The organism is Pseudomonas baetica, from assembly GCF_051216495.1.
Lineage (GTDB): Bacteria > Pseudomonadota > Gammaproteobacteria > Pseudomonadales > Pseudomonadaceae > Aquipseudomonas > Aquipseudomonas baetica_B.
In genome coordinates this window covers 1-20,022 of record NZ_JBPKAM010000029.1, presented here as the reverse complement: position 1 = coordinate 20,022, position 20,022 = coordinate 1, and the positions used below count along the sequence as shown (strand labels likewise).

At 60.8% G+C, this 20,022-nt stretch carries 16 protein-coding genes and 3 tRNA genes; 4 read left to right on the top strand and 15 right to left on the bottom strand.

Going from position 1 to position 20,022, the window contains the following annotated elements:
• Positions 1-101: 101 nt before the first annotated feature.
• A complete protein-coding gene (locus ACSFE6_RS12865; RefSeq protein WP_435427962.1) occupies positions 102-1,043 on the bottom strand; it encodes a LysR family transcriptional regulator in 942 nt (313 codons plus the stop codon).
• Positions 1,044-1,168: 125 nt separating this feature from the next.
• On the opposite strand from ACSFE6_RS12865, the gene ACSFE6_RS12860 reads away from it, so the two are divergent.
• The 4 genes from ACSFE6_RS12860 to aldA are packed head-to-tail and all read left to right on the top strand — an operon-like array spanning position 1,169 to position 5,934.
• The gene (locus ACSFE6_RS12860) at positions 1,169-2,464 is read left to right on the top strand and encodes an MFS transporter (RefSeq protein WP_435427961.1); all 1,296 of its coding nucleotides are present in this window, start codon (positions 1,169-1,171) and stop codon (positions 2,462-2,464) included.
• A 16-nt stretch (positions 2,465-2,480) separates the two neighbouring features.
• Positions 2,481-3,665 (top strand): L-rhamnonate dehydratase, encoded by a 1,185-nt coding sequence (gene rhmD / locus ACSFE6_RS12855; protein WP_435427960.1) that lies wholly within the window; start codon positions 2,481-2,483, stop codon positions 3,663-3,665.
• Between the two features lie 15 nt (positions 3,666-3,680).
• Positions 3,681-4,481 carry an aldolase/citrate lyase family protein gene (locus ACSFE6_RS12850; protein ID WP_435427959.1) on the top strand — a complete coding sequence of 267 codons (801 nt, stop codon included), beginning with the start codon at positions 3,681-3,683 and terminating at the stop codon, positions 4,479-4,481.
• A 19-nt stretch (positions 4,482-4,500) separates the two neighbouring features.
• A complete protein-coding gene (aldA, locus tag ACSFE6_RS12845; protein ID WP_435427958.1) occupies positions 4,501-5,934 on the top strand; it encodes an aldehyde dehydrogenase in 1,434 nt (477 codons plus the stop codon).
• A 266-nt stretch (positions 5,935-6,200) separates the two neighbouring features.
• Here aldA and ACSFE6_RS12840 read toward each other — a convergent pair.
• From ACSFE6_RS12840 to ACSFE6_RS12775, 14 genes are all read right to left on the bottom strand, one after another.
• Positions 6,201-6,277: transfer RNA gene (locus ACSFE6_RS12840), tRNA-Asp, on the bottom strand.
• Between the two features lie 108 nt (positions 6,278-6,385).
• Positions 6,386-6,462: transfer RNA gene (locus tag ACSFE6_RS12835), tRNA-Asp, on the bottom strand.
• Between the two features lie 53 nt (positions 6,463-6,515).
• Positions 6,516-6,591 (bottom strand) — tRNA-Val (locus ACSFE6_RS12830).
• Between the two features lie 182 nt (positions 6,592-6,773).
• On the bottom strand, positions 6,774-7,538 hold the full coding sequence (locus tag ACSFE6_RS12825; protein WP_435427997.1) for an SDR family oxidoreductase: 765 nt from the start codon (positions 7,536-7,538) through the stop codon (positions 6,774-6,776).
• Positions 7,539-7,543: 5 nt separating this feature from the next.
• Positions 7,544-8,755 (bottom strand): O-succinylhomoserine sulfhydrylase, encoded by a 1,212-nt coding sequence (locus tag ACSFE6_RS12820; protein WP_435427957.1) that lies wholly within the window; start codon positions 8,753-8,755, stop codon positions 7,544-7,546.
• A gap of 73 nt (positions 8,756-8,828) precedes the next feature.
• Positions 8,829-10,334, bottom strand: coding sequence for an amidophosphoribosyltransferase (gene purF / locus ACSFE6_RS12815; RefSeq protein WP_435427956.1), 1,506 nt, complete (start codon positions 10,332-10,334; stop codon positions 8,829-8,831).
• Positions 10,335-10,375: 41 nt separating this feature from the next.
• The gene (locus tag ACSFE6_RS12810) at positions 10,376-10,936 is read right to left on the bottom strand and encodes a CvpA family protein (RefSeq protein WP_435427955.1); all 561 of its coding nucleotides are present in this window, start codon (positions 10,934-10,936) and stop codon (positions 10,376-10,378) included.
• Positions 10,937-11,034: 98 nt separating this feature from the next.
• A complete protein-coding gene (locus tag ACSFE6_RS12805) occupies positions 11,035-11,721 on the bottom strand; it encodes an SPOR domain-containing protein (protein WP_435427954.1) in 687 nt (228 codons plus the stop codon).
• Between the two features lie 4 nt (positions 11,722-11,725).
• Positions 11,726-13,012 (bottom strand): bifunctional tetrahydrofolate synthase/dihydrofolate synthase, encoded by a 1,287-nt coding sequence (gene folC, locus ACSFE6_RS12800; RefSeq protein ID WP_435427953.1) that lies wholly within the window; start codon positions 13,010-13,012, stop codon positions 11,726-11,728.
• The gene (gene accD / locus ACSFE6_RS12795) at positions 13,009-13,929 is read right to left on the bottom strand and encodes an acetyl-CoA carboxylase, carboxyltransferase subunit beta (protein ID WP_435427952.1); all 921 of its coding nucleotides are present in this window, start codon (positions 13,927-13,929) and stop codon (positions 13,009-13,011) included. The genes folC and accD overlap by 4 nt, the downstream gene beginning before the upstream one ends.
• 189 nt (positions 13,930-14,118) lie before the next feature.
• On the bottom strand, positions 14,119-14,736 hold the full coding sequence (locus ACSFE6_RS12790; RefSeq protein ID WP_435427951.1) for a phosphoribosylanthranilate isomerase: 618 nt from the start codon (positions 14,734-14,736) through the stop codon (positions 14,119-14,121).
• A gap of 63 nt (positions 14,737-14,799) precedes the next feature.
• A complete protein-coding gene (gene truA / locus ACSFE6_RS12785) occupies positions 14,800-15,624 on the bottom strand; it encodes a tRNA pseudouridine(38-40) synthase TruA (RefSeq protein ID WP_435427996.1) in 825 nt (274 codons plus the stop codon).
• A gap of 276 nt (positions 15,625-15,900) precedes the next feature.
• Positions 15,901-18,675, bottom strand: coding sequence for a FimV/HubP family polar landmark protein (locus ACSFE6_RS12780; RefSeq protein ID WP_435427950.1), 2,775 nt, complete (start codon positions 18,673-18,675; stop codon positions 15,901-15,903).
• A 207-nt stretch (positions 18,676-18,882) separates the two neighbouring features.
• On the bottom strand, positions 18,883-19,893 hold the full coding sequence (locus ACSFE6_RS12775) for an aspartate-semialdehyde dehydrogenase (RefSeq protein ID WP_435427949.1): 1,011 nt from the start codon (positions 19,891-19,893) through the stop codon (positions 18,883-18,885).
• Positions 19,894-20,022: the final 129 nt, after the last annotated feature.

The window sequence follows — 20,022 nt, the reverse complement described above, 5'->3', positions numbered from 1 at the left end:
TTTCAAGGGCTGAAATGAGTGTGCAAAGTTGACTGAAGGGTTAAGTTTATAGGCTTATGCGCTTGCGGCAAACACCCGTTACAAAAAAACTGACTAAAGAATCAAAATTTTACAGCTTTACTGCGCAGCAAATCGATGAACAACCCCAACTCCCGACTGATGTGCTCGCCCTTGCGCAACAGCAGCCCGAAGGGCGCCAGTTGCACGTCCAACTCCACGGGTAGCGCCACCACCAGACCCATTTTCAGGTAGTCACGCAAGGCGGTTTCCGACAGCACCATGATTGCGTCGGTCAGTTGAATCAGCTGCTGCATGGAATACACCGAACTGCACTCGATGATGTCCGCTGGCAACGGCAGCGCCTGGCGCTGCAACGCCTGATCCAGTCCGATACGCGCCGGGCTGGTTTCCGGTTGCAGGATCCACGGCCAGTGGCTGACCAGTTCCGCCAGTTCCAGCTTCTTGCGTTTGGCCAACGGATGACCGGCGTGCGCCACCACCAGCAAGCGCTCGTTACCCAACTGCTCGAACTCATAATGCTGACTGTCGGTGGCGGCATTGCGCCGGGCGATGGCGAGGTCGATGCGGCCTTGCTCCAGCAACTGGATCACCTGGTCGCTGGTGTCACCCATGATGCGGATCCGCAACTGCGGATTAAGCGCCTTGATCTCGGCGATCGAATCCATCACCAGGTCCGGTGCCGCCCCCATGATCGTGCCGATCGACAGATAACCGTAACCGCCCTGTTGCCGTGCCATCAGGTCCTCGGCGCAGCGGTCGAGGCCGCTGAGGGCTGACTCGGCAAATCGAATCAGTTCCTGACCCAACGCCGTCGGACGCATGCCCCGGGGCAAACGCTCGAACAGGGCGCAGCCAAACATGTCTTCAATCTCATGCAGCATGCGGGTGGCGGCCGGTTGCGACATGTTCAGGGTTTGCGAGGCGCGGTGCAGGTTCTGGCTGGTACTGAGTGCGACCAGCATGTGCAGATGCTTGTAACGCAGGCGATTGAACAGGCTGCGGGAAAGGATAGGCGTGGTCATGACGGGCCTTTTCTATCGATACCCTTAAGGTATCAGTTGTGAGCTAGATTCGATTTGTAACGCATCGATCAGCGGCCGTACAGTCATTCCCATAAGAACAAATGCCCTACCAAAGGAAAACTGCGATGAAGACTCTACCCGCGCCTCTGCTCGCCAAAATTTCCTGGCGGCTACTCCCGTTTCTCCTGCTGATGTACATCATGGCCTTTCTCGACCGTGCCAACGTCGGGTTCGCCAAGCAAGCCTTTCAAGCCGACACAAACATCAGCGACGCCGCCTTTGCCTTCGGTGCCGGTGTGTTCTTCGTCGGTTACGCGCTGCTCGAAGTACCGAGCAACCTGATCCTGCACCGCGTCGGTGCCCGGCTGTGGATGTGCCGGATCATGGTCACCTGGGGCCTGGTCTCCGCAGCCATGGTCTTTGCCCACAGCGAAACCACCTTCTACGTGCTGCGCTTTTTACTTGGCGTCGCCGAAGCCGGGTTCTTCCCCGGCGTCATCCTCTACCTCACCTACTGGTTCCCCAGTGCCGTGCGCGGCAAGGCCATGGGCTTTTTCTACTTCGGCGCGCCGCTGGCGTTCATCTTCGGCAGTCCGTTGTCCGGCCTGCTGCTGGAACTGGATGGCTTTGCCGGTTTTCACGGCTGGCAATGGCTGTTCGCGGTGGAAGGCTTGATGGCTTCAGCGGTCGGCATCTGGGCTTACTTTTATCTGGACAATCGCCCCGCCGATGCCAAGTGGCTGTCCGCGGAAGAACGCCAGCAAATCCAGAATTTGCTCGACCAGGAAGACAGTCACAAACAGAACCACGGTCGCAGCTTGCTCAACGTGCTGTGCCAGCCGTCGGTGCTGTACCTGTGCCTGATCTACCTGCTGATCCAGGCCAGCGTCTATGGTGTGGTGTTCTACCTGCCTACCCAGGTCGGCGGATTGCTGGGCACCAAGGTCGGGCTGATGGTCGGACTGGTCACCGCAATCCCGTGGATTTGCGCACTGGTGGCGGCCTACCTGATTCCGGGTTACAGCGACCGCACCGGCGAACGTCGCCGCACCGCGAGCCTGACCTTGCTGATGGCGGCCGCTGGCATCGCCTGCTCGGTGACCTTTAGCAGCCCGTTCCTCGGCATCGTTGCCTTGTGCTTCGCCGCCTCCGGTTTCATCGCCGTGCAACCCGTGTTCTGGACCTTCCCTTCCAGTTACCTCGCCGGCAGCGCCGCGGCGGCCGGTATCGCCCTGATCAACTCGTTCGGCGCCCTCGGCGGCTTCATCGCCCCGGTACTGAAGAACTGGGCCGAAGGCGCCTTCCACTCACCGGCAGCCGGTCTCTACCTGCTGTCCGCTACCACCGTCATCGCCGCGTTGCTGGTGCTGGGCGTACGTTCGCCCAGTCATAAAGCCTCGAACAAACCGGCCACCGTCTAACCTGAGGAGTCACACCATGGGCATTCCAACCATCAAACACGTCCGCGCTTTCACCCTGCGAGGCGGCGGCGCGGATTATCACGATCAGGCGGACGGCCACTGGATCGACGATCACATCGCCACGCCGATGAGCAAATACCCGCAATACCGCCAGAGCCGCCGCACCTTCGGTATCAACGTGCTCGGCACCCTGGTCGTCGAGATCGAAGCCAGCGATGGCACCGTCGGCTTTGCCGTGACCACCGGTGGCGAGCCTGCCGCGTACATCGTCGAGAAACACCTGGCGCGCTTCCTCGAAGGCGCACGGGTGACAGACATCGAAAAGATCTGGGACCAGATGTACCAGTCGACCCTGTACTACGGGCGTAAAGGCATCGTGATCAACACGATTTCCGGGGTGGACCTGGCGCTGTGGGACTTGCTCGGCAAGATCCGCCAGGAACCGGTTCACCAATTGCTCGGCGGCGCGGTGCGCGACGAATTGCAGTTCTACGCCACCGGCGCCCGCCCGGACCTGGCGCAGAAGATGGGCTTCATCGGCGGCAAGATGCCGTTGCACCACGGTCCGGCCGAAGGCGAGGAAGGCCTGCGCAAGAACCTTGAAGAACTGGCCACCATGCGTGAACGGGTCGGCCCGGACTTCTGGTTGATGCTCGATTGCTGGATGAGCCTGGACCTCAACTACGCCACCAAACTGGCGATCGGTGCTCACGAACACGGCTTGAAGTGGATTGAAGAGGCTTTGCCGCCTGACGACTACTGGGGTTACGCCGCCCTGCGCAACAACGTACCCAAAGGCATGCTGGTAACCACCGGCGAACACGAAGCCACCCGTTGGGGCTTCCGCATGCTGCTGGAGATGGGGTGCTGCGACATCATCCAGCCGGACGTCGGCTGGTGTGGTGGCCTCACTGAACTGATAAAGATTTCAGCCCTGGCCGACGCCCACAACGCCCTGGTCATCCCTCACGGCTCGTCGGTGTACAGCTATCACTTCGTCGCCACCCGCCACAACAGCCCGTTCGCCGAGTTCCTGATGATGGCGCCGAAGGCTGACGAAGTGGTGCCGATGTTCCATCCGCAATTGCTGGGCGAGCCGGTGCCGGTCAATGGCCGCATGCGCTTGTCGGAACTGGATCAGCCAGGCTTCGGCGTGACCCTCAACCCGGAATGCCAACTGCATCGGCCCTACAGCCGCTGAGTCAGGAGCCCTGTGATGAACATGCCGCACAACGCTTTCAAGGCCGCGCTGAAACAATCCGCGACTCAATACGGCATCTGGGCCGGCTTCGCCACCGGTTACGCCGCCGAGATCGTCGCAACCACAGGCTACGACTGGATGCTGATCGACGGTGAACACGCGCCGAACACCGTACCCGATGTGTTAGCGCAGTTGCAGGCCGTCACGCCCTACTCCACCGCGCCAATCGTGCGTGCAGTGAACGGCGACGCCAACCTGATCAAGCAACTGCTGGACATCGGCGCGCAGACGCTGATGATCCCGATGGTCGAAACCGCTGAGCAAGCCCAGGCGCTAGTCCGCGCCACGCGCTATCCGCCCCACGGCATACGTGGCGTCGGTGGCGGCCTGACCCGCGCCACGCGCTGGGATGGCGTGCCGGATTACCTGAACACCGCCCATGAACAGCTGTGCCTGATCGTGCAGGTGGAATCGCGACTGGGGGTGGAAAACGTCGAGGCCATTGCCGCCGTGGAAGGCGTAGATGCGGTGTTTATCGGCCCGGCGGATTTGTCCATCGGCCTCGGCCATACCGGCAATCCCGGTCACCCGGAAGTTCAGGAGCGCATCCGCCATGCAGTGGATGCGACGCTGGCGGCGGGTAAGGCCTGCGGCATCCTCGCACCGAACGAAGAGGATGCGCGTCGCTACCAGAGCTGGGGTTGCCAATTCATCGCAGTGGCCATCGATATCAGCCTGCTGCGCCAGAGCGCCATGGCCACCCTCGCCCGCTACCGCACACCGACTACCGAACAAACGCCGTCACGCATCTACTGACCTGCCAAGGAGTCATCCCATGTCGTCCGTGCCTGTCTATGAAAACTTCATCAACGGCCAGTTTGTGGCCAGCACTACCCATATCGATGTGATCAACCCGGCCACCGGCGCGATGCTGTCGAAGGTTCCGGCTTCAACCGCCGAAGACGTCGACCGCGCCCTCGCCGCCGCTCGTGCCGCGCAAAAGGACTGGTCGCGCAAACCGGCCAATGAGCGCGCCGGCTACTTGCGGCGGATCGCCGCCAAACTGCGGGAAAACGTGCCGCACCTGGCGCGTACCATCACCCTGGAACAAGGCAAGATCAGCAGCCTGGCCGAAGTCGAAGTCAACTTCACCGCCGACTACCTCGACTACATGGCCGAGTGGGCGCGACGCATCGAAGGCGAAATCCTCACCAGCGACCGGCAGAACGAAAACATCTTCCTGTTCCGTAAGCCGCTGGGCGTAGTGGCCGGGATCCTGCCGTGGAATTTCCCGTTCTTCCTGATCGCCCGCAAGATGGCCCCGGCGCTGCTGACCGGTAATACCATCGTGATTAAGCCCAGCGAAGAAACCCCGAACAACTGCTTTGAATTTGCACGACTCGTGGCGGAAACTGATCTGCCGCCTGGCGTGTTCAACGTGGTGTGCGGTGATGGCCAGGTCGGCGCGGCACTCAGTGCGAACAAGGGCGTGGACATGATCAGTTTCACTGGCAGTGTCGATACCGGCTCACGGATCATGGCTGCCGCTGCGCCGAACATCACCAAGCTCAATCTGGAACTGGGCGGCAAGGCGCCGGCCATTGTACTGGCGGACACCGATCTGGACCTGGCGGTGAAGGCCATCCGCGATTCGCGCATCATCAACAGCGGCCAGGTGTGCAATTGCGCTGAACGGGTGTACGTCGAGCGCAAGGTGGCGGATCAATTCATCGAACGCATCGCTGCCGCCATGAGCGCCACCCGCTACGGTGATCCGATTGCTCAACCCGATGTGGAGATGGGACCACTCATCAACCGCCAGGGGCTGGAGAGTGTCAACCGCAAAGTCCGCACGGCGTTGAGCCAGGGCGCGAGCCTGATCAGTGGCGGGCAAATTGCGGATCTGCCGAATGGTTTCCACTTTCAGCCCACCGTATTAGCCGGCTGCCGCGCCGACATGGAGATCATGCGCCAGGAGATTTTCGGCCCGGTGCTGCCGATTCAGATCGTCGACGACCTGGACGAAGCCATCGCCCTGGCCAACGACTGCGAATACGGCCTGACCTCATCGATCTACACCCGCGACCTGAGCAAAACGATGCACGCCATGCGCGAGCTGGATTTTGGTGAAACCTACGTCAACCGCGAGAATTTCGAAGCCATGCAGGGCTTCCATGCCGGCGTGCGTAAATCCGGTATCGGTGGAGCGGACGGCAAGCATGGGTTGTATGAGTACACCCATACCCATGCGGTGTATCTGCAGAGCTGAATCTCACGGTGTCACTGATACCGTCTTCGCGAGCAGGCTCGCTCCCACAGGGGATTTGTGGTGTTCAACAGTCCATTGAGCATTGTAGAACCCATGTGGGAGCGAGCCTGCTCGCGAAGCCGTCAGGGCATTCAGTTCGAAGAAAAACCAAATTTCAGACACAAAAAACCCCGGTCTTTCGACCAGGGTCTTTGCTATCGACTCGAAGTAGGCACCGATGGCTTTCTTCGTAGCTTCAAGGCGTTCAGTGGTCCTTGAAGCAGATATGGCGCAGCGGACGGGACTCGAACCCGCGACCCCCGGCGTGACAGGCCGGTATTCTAACCGACTGAACTACCGCTGCGTATCGCTGTGGACTTGCGTCCTTGTAACTCGTTTGATTGAAATCTTCGGTGCCTCTCAGTCACTGAAGCTTTCAACCGCAAACCGGACGAATCCGATTTGTTAAATATGGCGCAGCGGACGGGACTCGAACCCGCGACCCCCGGCGTGACAGGCCGGTATTCTAACCGACTGAACTACCGCTGCGCGTCGGTGGAGGCTTTTCAGCTTCCATCTTGCTTTCGCAAGACTCTCGGGAGTGGTGGGTGATGACGGGATCGAACCGCCGACATTCTGCTTGTAAGGCAGACGCTCTCCCAGCTGAGCTAATCACCCGTTTGCATCTCCGAGGCCGCGAAATTTACGCAGGTGGCGAACCTAAGTCAATAGCAGGATTGAAGTTTTTTTCAAAAACAGCTTTTAGCGACAAGCTCCAAGCTGCAAGAGAAGAACGGAACTGGGTAAGCAGGCATTACTCAATTGGCTTTTACTTGCAGCTTGAAGCTTAAAGCTGCCTCTCACTGCTCGTAAATCATCTTCTTGGTCATCCCACCGTCCACCACGAACTCCTGCCCCGTGACGAAACCCGCATTCTTCGACAGCAGCCAGGCCACCATCGCGGCCACGTCCTCGACCGTCCCCACCCTGCCCGCCGGATGTTGCGCGTGATCGGCATCGGTCAGCGGTTCGGCACGGCGCACGGAAGGATCGCGCGCATCGATCCAGCCAGGGCTGACCGCATTGACGCGAATTTCCGGACCCAGGCTGATGGCCAACGCGTGGGTCAGGGCCAACAGGCCGCCCTTGCTCGCTGCATAGGCTTCGGTGTCGGGCTCCGACTGCCCGGCGCGGGTCGAGGCCAGATTGACGATCGACCCGCTATGGGCGCGCAGATACGGGGCACAGTGCTTGGCCAACAGCATCGGCCCGGTCAGATTCACCGCCAGGACCCGATTCCAGTAAGCCAGATCGAGACTTTCCAGCGTGATGTTGTGCGGATCGGCCACGGCCGCATTGCACACCAACGCATCCAGACGCCCGAATTGCCCCAGCACCTCGGCAACACCCAACGCCACCTGCCCTTCGTTTGCGACGTCCATGGCGATGAACCAGGCATTTTCACCCAGGACCTTCGCCACTTTCGATCCACGTACCCGGTCCAGGTCCGTCAGCACCACTTGCCAGCCTTCGCTGATCAACCAGGCGGCAATGCCCAGCCCGATGCCCCGTGCAGCGCCGGTCACCAGTGCTACACGGCCATTGGAAGCAACGGACGCGGACAACTCGATCACAAGGCCGCCAGCCCGCGCGCCAGGTCGGCTTGCAGGTCTGCCACGTCTTCCAGACCGACCGCGATGCGGATCAGGCTGTCACGAATGCCCGCGGCTTCACGCTCTTGCGGCGCCAGTCGGCCGTGAGAGGTGGTGCTCGGGTGGGTGATGGTGGTTTTGCTGTCGCCCAGGTTGGCAGTGATCGAAATCAGTCGGGTCGCATCGATAAAGCGCCAAGCGCCTTCTTTACCGCCCTCGACCTCGAAACTCACCACCGCGCCGAAGCCCTTCTGCTGGCGCGACGCCAACTCGTACTGCGGATGGCTCTTGAGGCCCGCGTAATGGACTTTTTCGATGCCGTCCTGCTGCTCCAGCCATTCGGCCAGCGCCTGGGCGTTGGCGCAATGTGCTTTCATCCTCAGGTTCAGGGTTTCCAGACCTTTGAGGAAGATCCAGGCGTTAAACGGACTCAGGGTAGGTCCGGCAGTACGCAGGAACCCGACCACTTCTTTCATTTGATCGCTGCGACCGGCAACGACACCGCCCATGCAACGACCCTGACCGTCGATGAACTTGGTGGCCGAATGCACGACGATGTCCGCGCCCATTTTCAGCGGTTGCTGCAATGCCGGGGTGCAGAAGCAGTTGTCGACCACCAGCATCGCCCCTTTGGCGTGGGCGATTTTCGCCAGCTCGGCGATGTCCACCAGTTCGGCCAGCGGGTTGGACGGCGACTCGACGAAGAGCAGTTTGGTGTTGGCCTTGATTGCCGCATCCCAGCCGGACAAGTCCGCCAGGGGGACGTAATCGACCTCGACACCGAAACGCTTGAAGTACTTCTCAAACAGGCTGATGGTCGAGCCGAACACGCTGCGAGAAACCAATACATGGTCGCCAGCGCTACACAGGCTCATCACCACCGCCATGATCGCGGCCATGCCGGTGGCTGTAGCCACGGCTTGTTCGGCGCCTTCCAGGGCGGCAATGCGCTCTTCGAATGCGCGCACGGTGGGGTTGGTGTAACGCGAGTAGACGTTGCCCGGTACTTCCCCGGCAAAGCGCGCGGCCGCATCTGCGGCGGTGCGGAACACATAGCTGGAAGTGAAGAACATCGGATCACCGTGTTCGCCTTCCGGCGTACGGTGCTGACCGGCACGTACGGCCAGGGTATCGAACGCTACGCCTTCGAGGTCGCTGTCCAACCGACCGGCATCCCAATCCTGACTCATGCTGTCACTCCTTTCCCTATTCTCGAAAATTAAAAGCCAGATACAAAACCGGCCCCTCAGGGCCGGTTGTTACTCAGTTGTTGTACAGATCGATGATCGCGCTGACTGCCTGGGTCTTGACCTTGGAGGCATCGTTACGTGCCTGTTCGATCTTGTTCAGGTAGGCCTCGTCGACGTCGCCGGTCACGTACTGGCCGTCAAACACCGCGCAATCGAACTTCTCGATCTTGATCTTGCCGCCACCGACTGCCTCGATCAAGTCAGGCAGGTCCTGATAGACCAGCCAATCGGCACCGATCAGGTCAGCCACGTCCTGGGTCGAACGGTTGTGGGCGATCAGCTCGTGGGCGCTCGGCATGTCGATACCGTAGACGTTCGGGTAGCGAACCGCTGGAGCCGCGGAACAGAAGTAAACGTTCTTCGCGCCGGCTTCGCGGGCCATCTGGATGATCTGCTTGCAAGTGGTGCCGCGAACGATGGAGTCATCCACCAGCATCACGTTCTTGCCGCGGAATTCCAGTTCGATCGCGTTGAGCTTCTGACGTACGGATTTTTTCCGTGCGGCCTGGCCTGGCATGATGAAGGTACGGCCAATGTAGCGGTTCTTCACGAAGCCTTCGCGGAATTTCACACCCAGGTGGTTCGCCAGTTCCAGAGCAGCGGTACGGCTGGTGTCCGGGATCGGGATGACCACGTCGATGTCGTGATCAGGACGCTCGCGCAGGATCTTCTCGGCCAGCTTCTCACCCATGCGCAGACGGGCCTTGTACACCGACACGCCGTCGATGATCGAATCCGGACGCGCCAGGTAGACGTGTTCGAAAATGCACGGAGTCAGGGACGGGTTGGTCGCACACTGACGGGTGTGCAGCTTGCCGTCTTCGGTGATATAGACCGCTTCGCCCGGTGCCAGGTCGCGAATCAGGGTGAAACCCAGCACGTCCAGGGACACGCTCTCGGAGGCGATCATGTATTCGACGCCTTCGTCGGTGTGACGCTGGCCGAACACGATCGGGCGGATGCCATGCGGGTCGCGGAAGCCGACGATGCCGTAACCGGTGATCATTGCCACGACCGCATAACCACCGACGCAGCGGTTGTGCACGTCAGTGACAGCGGCGAAGACGTCTTCTTCGGTCGGCTGCAACTTGCCACGCTGGGCCAGCTCGTGTGCGAACACGTTGAGCAGTACTTCCGAATCGGAGCTGGTGTTGACGTGGCGCAGGTCGGATTCGTAAATCTCCTTGGCCAGCTGTTCAACGTTGGTCAGGTTACCGTTGTGCGCCAGGGTGATGCCGTAGGGCGAGTTGACGTAAAACGGTTGAGCTTCGGCCGACGTCGAGCTGCCCGCGGTCGGGTAGCGCACATGGCCGATGCCCATGTGACCGACCAGACGCTGCATGTGACGCTGCTGGAACACATCACGTACCAGGCCATTATCCTTGCGCAGGAATAACCGGCCATCATGGCTGGTCACGATACCGGCAGCGTCCTGGCCGCGGTGTTGGAGGACGGTTAGCGCGTCATACAGCGCCTGATTGACGTTCGACTTACCGACGATACCGACGATGCCACACATGCGACGCAACCCCTACTTAATGGATCTGAACTGAGCACCACTCACTGAGGCGTTTTGGCCATCGGCAAGAGCTGCTCCTTGAACGGTATATCAGCGGGTACGCTGATTCCGCTGGCAAGCCACTGACTGCTCCACCCGAGGATCAGGTTTTTGGACCAGTCGGCGACCAATAGAAATTTTGGCACGAGCTGGGACTGTTTCCACCACTCGTCCTGCTGTACCGGCCCCAGGCTCAACAGCCCGACCGCCACGACCACCAACAACCCGCCACGCGCGGCGCCGAAGGCCATGCCGAGGAATCGATCGGTCCCGGACAGCCCGGTGACGCGTACCAATTCGCCGATAAGATAATTGACCATTGCGCCTACGATTAACGTGGCGACAAACATTATTGCGCAACCTGTGATTATACGGGCTGATGGCGTCTGGATGTATCCGGCGAGGTACTCGGACAATGAGCCACCAAACATCCAGGCAACGACTCCTGCGATGATCCAGGTCACCAACGACAGTGCTTCTTTGACGAAGCCGCGGCTCAGACTGATCAATGCGGAGATGGCGACGATTGCAACGATCGCCCAGTCAACCCAGGTAAATGGCACAGTGCAGCCTACAGACGGATAAGGCGGCGCATTTTAGCAGAGCCCATGCTGATCGGTAAGCTGCGATTGTCAGTGCATTTCAAATCGGGGCGATAGATTTAGCCGCGCTCTGGCTGAAAGCGCACCACAAACCCCTTGAGGTTCTGCTGGCGGTTCAACAAGTCACGCAGACGATCAGCCTCGGCGCGCTCGATCAGCGGCCCGACAAACACCCGGTTCTTGCCATCGGCAGAACGGATATAGGCGTTGTAACCCTGGCTGCGCAGGGTTTTCTGCAGTTTTTCCGCACTTTCACGACTGGACAGACTGGCCAGTTGCACCGACCAACTGACCGACAGGCCATTGGCATCGACACGGCTTTGAGTGGTGTCAGGCTTGCCTGGTGCAGCCGTGATGGGCTGGGCCGGCGCTGTCGCAGGCTTGGCCGCCAGTGCTGGCACTGGTGCCGGAGCAGGCGGTGGCGTGACGGGCTTGGCGGCAGGAGCAGGAGCTGGAGTCGGTACCGCGGGCGTAGCTGGAACGGCTGGCGCTGCGGGTACGTCCTGAGCGATATCGTCGTCGCCCGGCACCGGCTCCTGAGGCAAAGCTTGCGGCTCTGGCACTACCACCGGCTCAACCTGCACTTGCGGCATCGCAGGCGCTTGCGGCGCCGCCGGAGCTTCGACCGTGACCTGGCGCTGCTCGTCCTGACGGGAGAACAGCATCGGCAGGAAAATCACGGCCAGCGCCACCAGAACCAGGGCACCCACCATGCGCTGTTTGTAAGCCTTATCCAGCAATGCCATTTGCCTATTCCTCCGTGGAGCGCCGGGCCAGCCAATCCAAGGCCTCGGCGACACAATAAAATGATCCGAACAACAGTATTTCGTCGTCGCTCGTCGCCAGCGCGCACTGCCCTTCCAGGGCGGCAGCCACGCTGTCATAGGACGTTACCGAAGCACCGCGCTTGAGCAGCGTCTCGTGCAATTCGGCTACTGGGCGCGCCCGCGGGGAATCCAGCGGTGCGACAGCCCAATGCCCGACACTGGCACCCAGCGCCTCGATAACACCCTCCAGATCCTTGTCCGCCAGCAACCCGAACACCGCCAGACGCTTGCCAACCGGTGGCCGACTGGCCAGTCGCCGAGCCAGATACTCTGCTGCGTGAGGGTTATGCCCCACGTCCAGCAACAGATTAATTCGCTTGCCCCGCCAATCAAACTGCCGACGATCGAGACGCCCGACCACCCGCGTCGCTTGCAACGCCGCGATAATCTGCGCATCCACCCAAGGCAAACCGAGCAGCAGATAGGCTTGTAATGCCAGCGCAGCGTTTTCCATCGGCAGATCGAGCAAAGGCAGATCGTGCAATTCGACCGCGCGACCCTGCGCATCGACACCGCGCCATTGCCAGTTGTGATCGGTAACACCGAGGTCGAAATCGCGTCCGCGCAGGAAAAACGGGCAATTGAGCTCGCGCGCCTTATCCAGCAGGGGTTGCGGAGGGTTCAGGTCGCCACAGAGCGCCGGCGCGCCCTGGCGGAAGATGCCGGCCTTCTCGAAAGCCACCGACTCACGGGTATCACCCAGATAATCCGCATGATCGACACCGATACTGGTAACCAGCGCCATGTCGGCGTCCACCACGTTGACGGTGTCCAGACGCCCGCCCAGCCCTACCTCCAACACCACGACATCGAGCCCTGACTGTTGAAACAGCCAGAACGCCGCCAGGGTGCCCATTTCGAAATAGGTCAGGGAAGTCTCACCGCGCCCCGCCTCCACCGCAGCGAAGGCCTGGCACAGCTCGGCGTCAGTGGCTTCGACGCCATTGACTTGCACCCGCTCGTTGTAACGCAGCAGGTGCGGGGAGTTGTAGACACCAACTTTCAGGCCCTGGGCTCGCAGCAACGACGCCACGAAAGCACAGGTGGAGCCCTTGCCGTTGGTGCCGGTGACCGTGATCACCCGAGGCGCCGGCTTGCCCAGTCCCATGCGGGACGCTACCTGTTGCGAGCGCTCAAGGCCCATGTCGATGGCCGAGGGGTGCAACTGCTCAAGGTAGGCGAGCCACTCGCCAAGGGTACGTTCGGTCATAGGTTGGCAGGCACCGGTGGAACGACGATCGGTTCGATTGGCGCGGCAACGAATTTCGGTGTCGGCAGGCCCATCATTTGCGCCAGCAGATTACCCAAACGTGGACGCAACTCCTGACGCGGGATGATCATGTCAATCGCACCGTGCTCCAGCAGGAACTCACTGCGCTGGAAGCCTTCCGGCAGTTTTTCGCGCACGGTCTGTTCGATAACGCGTGGACCGGCGAAGCCGATCAGAGCCTTCGGCTCGCCAACGATCACGTCGCCCAGCATCGCCAGACTGGCAGAAACACCACCGTAGACCGGATCGGTCAGCACGGAGATGAACGGAATGCCCTCTTCACGCAGACGCGCCAGCACTGCGGAGGTCTTGGCCATCTGCATCAGGGAGATCAGCGCTTCCTGCATCCGCGCACCGCCGGAGGCGGAGAAGCAGATCATCGGGCAGCGCTTTTCCAGAGCGTAGTTGGCAGCGCGCACGAAACGCTCGCCGACGATAGCGCCCATCGAACCGCCCATGAAGTTGAATTCGAATGCCGACACCACCACCGGCATACCCAGCAAGGTGCCGCTCATGGAAATCAGGGCGTCTTTTTCGCCGGTCTGCTTTTGCGCAGCGGTCAGGCGATCCTTGTACTTCTTGCCGTCGCGGAACTTCAGACGGTCAACCGGCTCCAGGTCCGCACCCAGCTCGGCACGGCCTTCGGCATCCAGGAAAATGTCGATACGGGCGCGGGCGCCGATACGCATGTGGTGATTGCACTTGGGGCAAACGTCCAGGGTCTTTTCCAGCTCTGGACGATACAACACAGCCTCGCAAGACGGGCACTTGTGCCAAAGACCTTCAGGCACCGAGCTCTTCTTGACCTCGGAACGCATGATCGAAGGGATCAGTTTGTCTACTAACCAGTTGCTCATGCTTTCTTTCTCCAGTACCGGCGGCTCGAACACTCTGGTTCGCAGCCCCGCGTATGCCCTAACGCTAAATTCATGTGTGCGGCGATGTTTGATCGATGGCCGGGTCAAAAGCGTGACCGGCGTACCACCCATCAATCCTCAGCCGTTTTGTACAGTCCTGTGGACGGCGGCAGTGTGCCAGCCGTCACATCATCCGCGTGTCGCCTTGATGAACGCTTTGATCTTCGCGTGATCCTTGATGCCCTTGCTCGCCTCTACCCCACCACTGACATCCACGGCATAAGGCCGAACCCGCGCCACCGCCTCGGCAACGTTATCCGGCGTCAGCCCTCCCGCCAGGATGATTGGCTTATTCAAGCCTTGCGGTATCAGTGACCAGTCGAACGCTTCGCCAGTTCCACCGGGAACCCCTTCGACATAGGCGTCGAGCAGAATACCGCTGGCACCTGGATAAGCCGCGCAAGCCGCTGCAATGTCATCGCCGGCCTTGACCCGCAAAGCCTTGATGTACGGACGGTGCCAGCTTTCGCAGTCTTCCGCGCTTTCATCGCCATGGAACTGCAGCAGGTCCAACGGCACGGCATCGAGGACTTCCCCCAACTCGTTGCGACTGGCATTGACGAACAGCCCCACGGTCGTGACGAACGGTGGCAATGCCTTGATGATCGCGCGCGCCTGCTGGAACGTGACCGCCCGTGGACTCTTGGCGTAAAACACGAATCCGATGGCATCGGCCCCGGCCTCGACCGCTGCCAACGCATCCTCTATGCGGGTAATCCCGCAAATCTTGCTGCGAACGGCTGACATGTCGATAAAACCCCACGGCAAATCCGAGAAAGTCCCGGATGGTAACAAAAGCGTTCGAGGGCGTCAGCCGTCAAGTTCGGAGAAACCGGTGAGGAAGTGCGGGCCGATATAGCGCTCGGGCAATTCGAACTCATCGCGGTACTCCACCTGCACCAGATACAGACCGAACGGATGCGCCGTCACTCCCCCGGAACGGCGAATCCGGCTCTCCAGCACTTCCTTCATCCATTCCACCGGGCGCTCGCCGGCACCGATGGTCATGAGCACACCGGCGATGTTGCGCACCATGTGGTGCAGGAAGGCATTGGCGCGGATATCCAGCACGATCATCTTGCCGTGACGGGTGACACGCAGGTGGTGCAATTCCTTGATCGGTGACTTGGCCTGGCACTGACCGGCACGGAAAGCGCTGAAGTCGTGAACCCCCAGCAGATATTGAGCCGCTTCCGCCATACGCTCGACATCCAGCGGACGATGGTTCCAGGTGATTTCTTCGTTCAGGTGCGCCGGACGGATCTGATCGTTGTAGATCACATAGCGATAGCGCCGGGCGATGGCCTTGAACCGCGCATGAAAATGCGCCGGCATGACTTTGGCCCAACTGACACTGATGTCGTGCGGAAGGTTGATATTGGCGCCCATGACCCAGGCTTTCATTGAACGCTCGACCTGGGTGTCGAAATGCACCACTTGCCCGCAGGCATGCACCCCGGCATCGGTACGCCCGGCGCAAAGCAGCGAAACCGGTGAGTCGGCGACTTTGGACAGCGCGTTTTCGAGGGTTTCCTGAACGGTGAGCACGCCGGAAGCCTGCCGCTGCCAGCCGCGGTAACGCGAGCCTTTGTATTCGACGCCCAACGCGACCCGGAAAAAGCCGTCGGCCGCCATTTCGGCGGCCGGGTTATCTATGTTTGCCAAGGAGAACAGCCTGCTGATGTACGCAATGGCGGGCATTATAAGGCTGTCGGGCGGGGATGCCAGTGCAACAGTCGGTGCAGTGTTGAATGTGATGCCCCCTTCGCGAGCAGGCTCGCTCCCACAAGGAAATCACCAAACCCTGTGGGAGCGAGCCAGTTCGCGAAAGCGGCCCGATAGACACCATCGCCAAAAACAAAAACGGCAACCTCATCGGGCTGCCGCTTTGTTTTGACCTGTTTCGATCACTCAAGCCAGTCGCGAAAGCATTTCCCTGGCTTCGCTCTTCTGGCCATCGTCGCCTTCGGTCACCACCTCATTGAGGATATCCCGCGCGCCATCGGTATCGCCCATGTCGATGTAGGCCTGAGCCAGGTCGAGCTTGGTCGCGACCTCGTCGGTACCGGACAGGAAATCGAACTCCGGTTCGTCGTCCACCGTTGCCAGGGCGTCATCCACGGTAAAAGTGGGCTCACTGATGCTCTGGGACAGGCGCTCAAGTTCGGCGTTGACATCATCCAGCTCTGCAGCAAACGCGTCCGGAGCCTCCGGTGCGTCCATCTCGTCGGCCAGGGACAGATCGAAATCGGCCGGCAACTCCAGGTCGTCGAGCACCACTTCCGGGGCCGCCGGGGTTTCGGCAACAGGCAGATCCTTGAGGTCGTCATCCAGGCTCAACAGGAATTCGTCTTCGGCCAAGGTCGCCGGCGAAGTCTCGCCACCAAGGTCCATGTCCAGATCGAAATCAGACAGATCGTCGAGATTTTCCCGGATTTCAGTCTGCTGCTGCAGCACGGAATCAAAGCTCAAATCGTCGTCCAGCGGGAAGTCTTCCAGCTCGTCGAGGGTCGTCGCTTCCGGCTCAGGCTCAGGCTGCGGTACTGGCGCAACGGCGACTGGCGCAATATTGTCCAGATCATCCAGACTCAAATCGAACGCGCTATCGAGATCGTCATCAACCGGTGCCAAGGCCTGCGGCTCGTCCAGGATCGCAGCAACCGGCTCTGGCTCCAGCTCCGGCGCTGGCGTAACGGCGGCCGGCGTAATGTTGTCCAGGTCATCCAGACTCAGATCGAAAGCACTGTCGAGATCGTCGTCGGCGGGCACCGGCGCTTCCGGCTCGTCCAACAGCAGGTCCTTGACGTACTGCGCGTCCAGCTCGGCAGCGACGGCAGCCGCGGCGATTCCACCCGCTGCGACCAACGCCATGGCCGGGAAACGACTTTTCAGTTTTTCGACCTGGGCGAAATTATCACCGTTGGCCACCAACTGCCGCTCCTGAACCACGAATGCATCGCGGTCGCCCTGCAAACCGTAGACTTCCATCAGCTTCAGGCGCAATTCACTGCGTTGCGGCTCTTGCTTGACGCCCTCTTCCAGCAGTGCGGCGGCCTGATTCAGACGACCGGCGGTAATATGCGACTGGGCCTGACCCAACACGTCGTCGGAACGCTCTGCGGCCGGCGCCACCAGCGGTGCGGCGATAGGTGGCGTCACGACAACCGGCTCGATCACCGGGACCGGTGCAGGAGCCGGTGGCGGCACGTTTGCGAGCTTCACGCTCGGAGGTGGAACCTCCAGGCCTTCGAAACTGCTTTCCGGCAGGTCGAGATCGGCGGCAAACGCCTGTTCTTCGGCCAGGGCGCGGGCCATGCGCAGGTGTTTTTCAGCTTCCTGCTGGGCTTTACGGCGACGAGCCAGCAACAGCAGCAACAGCAGCACCACGACCGCCCCGCCACCGGCCAGGCCCAACAGCCACGGATTGGTCAGCAACTCATTGAATTTCTGCTCTTCGGAGGCCGCCGCTGCCGGCTCGACGGGTTGCTCGGCCGGAGCCGGAACAACTTCAGGTGCAGCCGAGGCCGGTGCTGCTGGCACAGGTTCGGCAGGTGTTGTCGCAGGACTGGTCGCCAGTTCCGCCGTGATTGCGGGAGCAGCCGCGGCAGCCGCCTCCGGCGCACCTGCGGCGCCTTCGGCCTGCAACTTGGCCAGTTGATTGTTCTTCAGCTCGATCAGGCGTTGCAGCTTGTCCATCTGACTTTGCAGATCGGAGATGCGGCTTTTCAGTTCGGCATTGTCGCGACGGGTCGTGTCGAGGCTTTCCTGGGTAACGGCCAGTTTGTTGCTCAAGGCCTTGGCATCACCTGCCGCGCCCTTGCCACTGGCTTTGCCCACCTCTGCGGAAACGAGGCTCAAGTTATCCCGACCGGCTTGCGTCGACACCGCTTCGCCGCGACCACGGTTCGTGGCATCGAGTTGCTGCTGACCCGAACCTGGCTTGGCGACATAACGCCGCCCCTGACGCCAGGCAGTGTTCTGCGCAGCAACTTCGGCAATGGCCTTGGGTTGCGGCAGGCTGGTGCTTTGCGCCTGATCCGGCAGGCGCAATACCTGTCCGGTTTTCAGGCGGTTGATGTTGCCGTCGATAAAGGCATCCGGGTTCAGCGCCTGGATCGCCAGCATGGTTTGTTGGATCGACCCGCCATTACGCGCCTTCGCAGCGATTTCCCACAGGGTATCGCGCGGTGTGGTGGTGTACTGGGACGGCTTGGTCGCACCGGTGACAGGCGTGGTGCCGGTCTGCGGTGCCGGCTGCGCAGCCGCTTCAGCGGTTTGCGGCGAGAACTTGGACGGATCGAGCAGCACGCTGTAATCGCGCAGCAGGCGGCCGTTGGGCCACATCACCTGAACCAGGAATTTCACCATCGGTTCGGACAGGGGTTTGCTGGAGGTCACGCGCAGGATGCTTTTGCCGCCGGCATTAAGCACCGGGGTAAACGTCAGGTCATTGAGAAACGCCTGGCGGTCGACACCGGCCTTGGCGAAATCCTCAGGGGAAGCCAGGCTCGGCACCACTTCGGCAGCGGTGAGTTCCTTGACGTCGAGCAACTCGATTTCCGCCACAAACGGCTGGTTCGCCGTCGACTTCAGGGTCAATTCCCCGAGCCCGAGGGCATGCGCCATACCGGAGGACAGCGCCGAGGCGGCCGCTATTGCTAACACCAGTTTGCGAACTTGAACCATAGCTCATCCTTAGTTTGAACATTCCTCGGCCAGCGAGAAGGTATTGATTGCCGCTGCCGTAAGGCATGGCGCGCGGCGGCGAAGGGTCGTCGCGCGCGATCGTTTCGTGCATGCCCCGGAAAGCCCCGCAGGGTGGCTCGCCTTCAGCATTCCGGCCAAGCATAACGCTCACCCGGAACCATTCGAAAATTTGTTGCCAAGTATCTTTTACAGCAGGTCTTTTATCAACAATTCAGCCAGCTGCACAGCATTGAGCGCGGCGCCTTTGCGTACGTTATCTGACGTCAGCCACACATTTAGTTCCGACAGGTCGTCGATACCGTGGCGAACCCGACCAACGTAGACCACGTCCTGCCCTACCGCGTCACCGACCGGTGTCGGGTAATCGCCGGCGTCGACCAGTTCGATACCGGGGGCCTCCTCCAGCGCAGCGTTGACTTTGACCAGGTCGATTTCGCTTGCAGACTGCAAGGTCACGCTAAAGCTATCGCCAAAAAACACCGGGGCTTGAATGCAAGTGACGGAAATCTTTAAAGACGGCAACGCCAGGACCTGACGCAGCTCACGCACCAGGCGCTTTTCCAGCAATGTATGACCTTGTTCGTCCGGCTTGCCGACTTCGGCCAGCAGGTTGAAAGCCATCTGCCGATCAAAGAACTTCGGTTCCAGCGGACGCATGTTGAGTAGTTCGGCGGTCTGCCGCGCCAATTCGGTCACGGCTTCACGACCCTGGGTCGACACGGCCAGATTCGCGGTGAGGTTGATGCGTTGCAGGTCGAGCACCTCCAGCAGCGGTGCGAGGACCACCGCCAACGTGGTGGCCGACGGGCTCGGACTGCTCACCTGGAACGGCTTTTTCAAGCCGGCCAATAGCTGTGCATTGGCTTCCGGTACCACCTGTGGTGCCTGATCGGCCGGCAAGGCGCCGGACAGGTCGATGATCGAACAACCCGCCGCCGTGGCGCGAGCCGCGAAGCTCAGGGTCACCGCCGCACCGGCGGCAAAGAACACCAGCTGCACCTTGCCGAAGTCGAACTCATCGACTTCCCGCACGCGCACGTTCTTGCCGCGAAACAGCACTGAACTGCCGGCAGACTCACTGCTGGCCAGCAAATGCAAATTGCCGATCGGGAAGTCGCGCTCTTCAAGAATCTGCACCAGCGTTTCGCCGACAGTGCCGGTGGCACCGATCACGGCAATATCAAAGGACTGGGTCATGGTTCTACCTCTGGCGAAACGGGGGGAGCGGCACTTTACCGGGTGGGGGGCATGCAGGCAATTCACGGGGATCTACTGTGACAGAACCGGCCCCTTCGCGAGCAGGCTCGCTCCCACAGGATCCAGTGA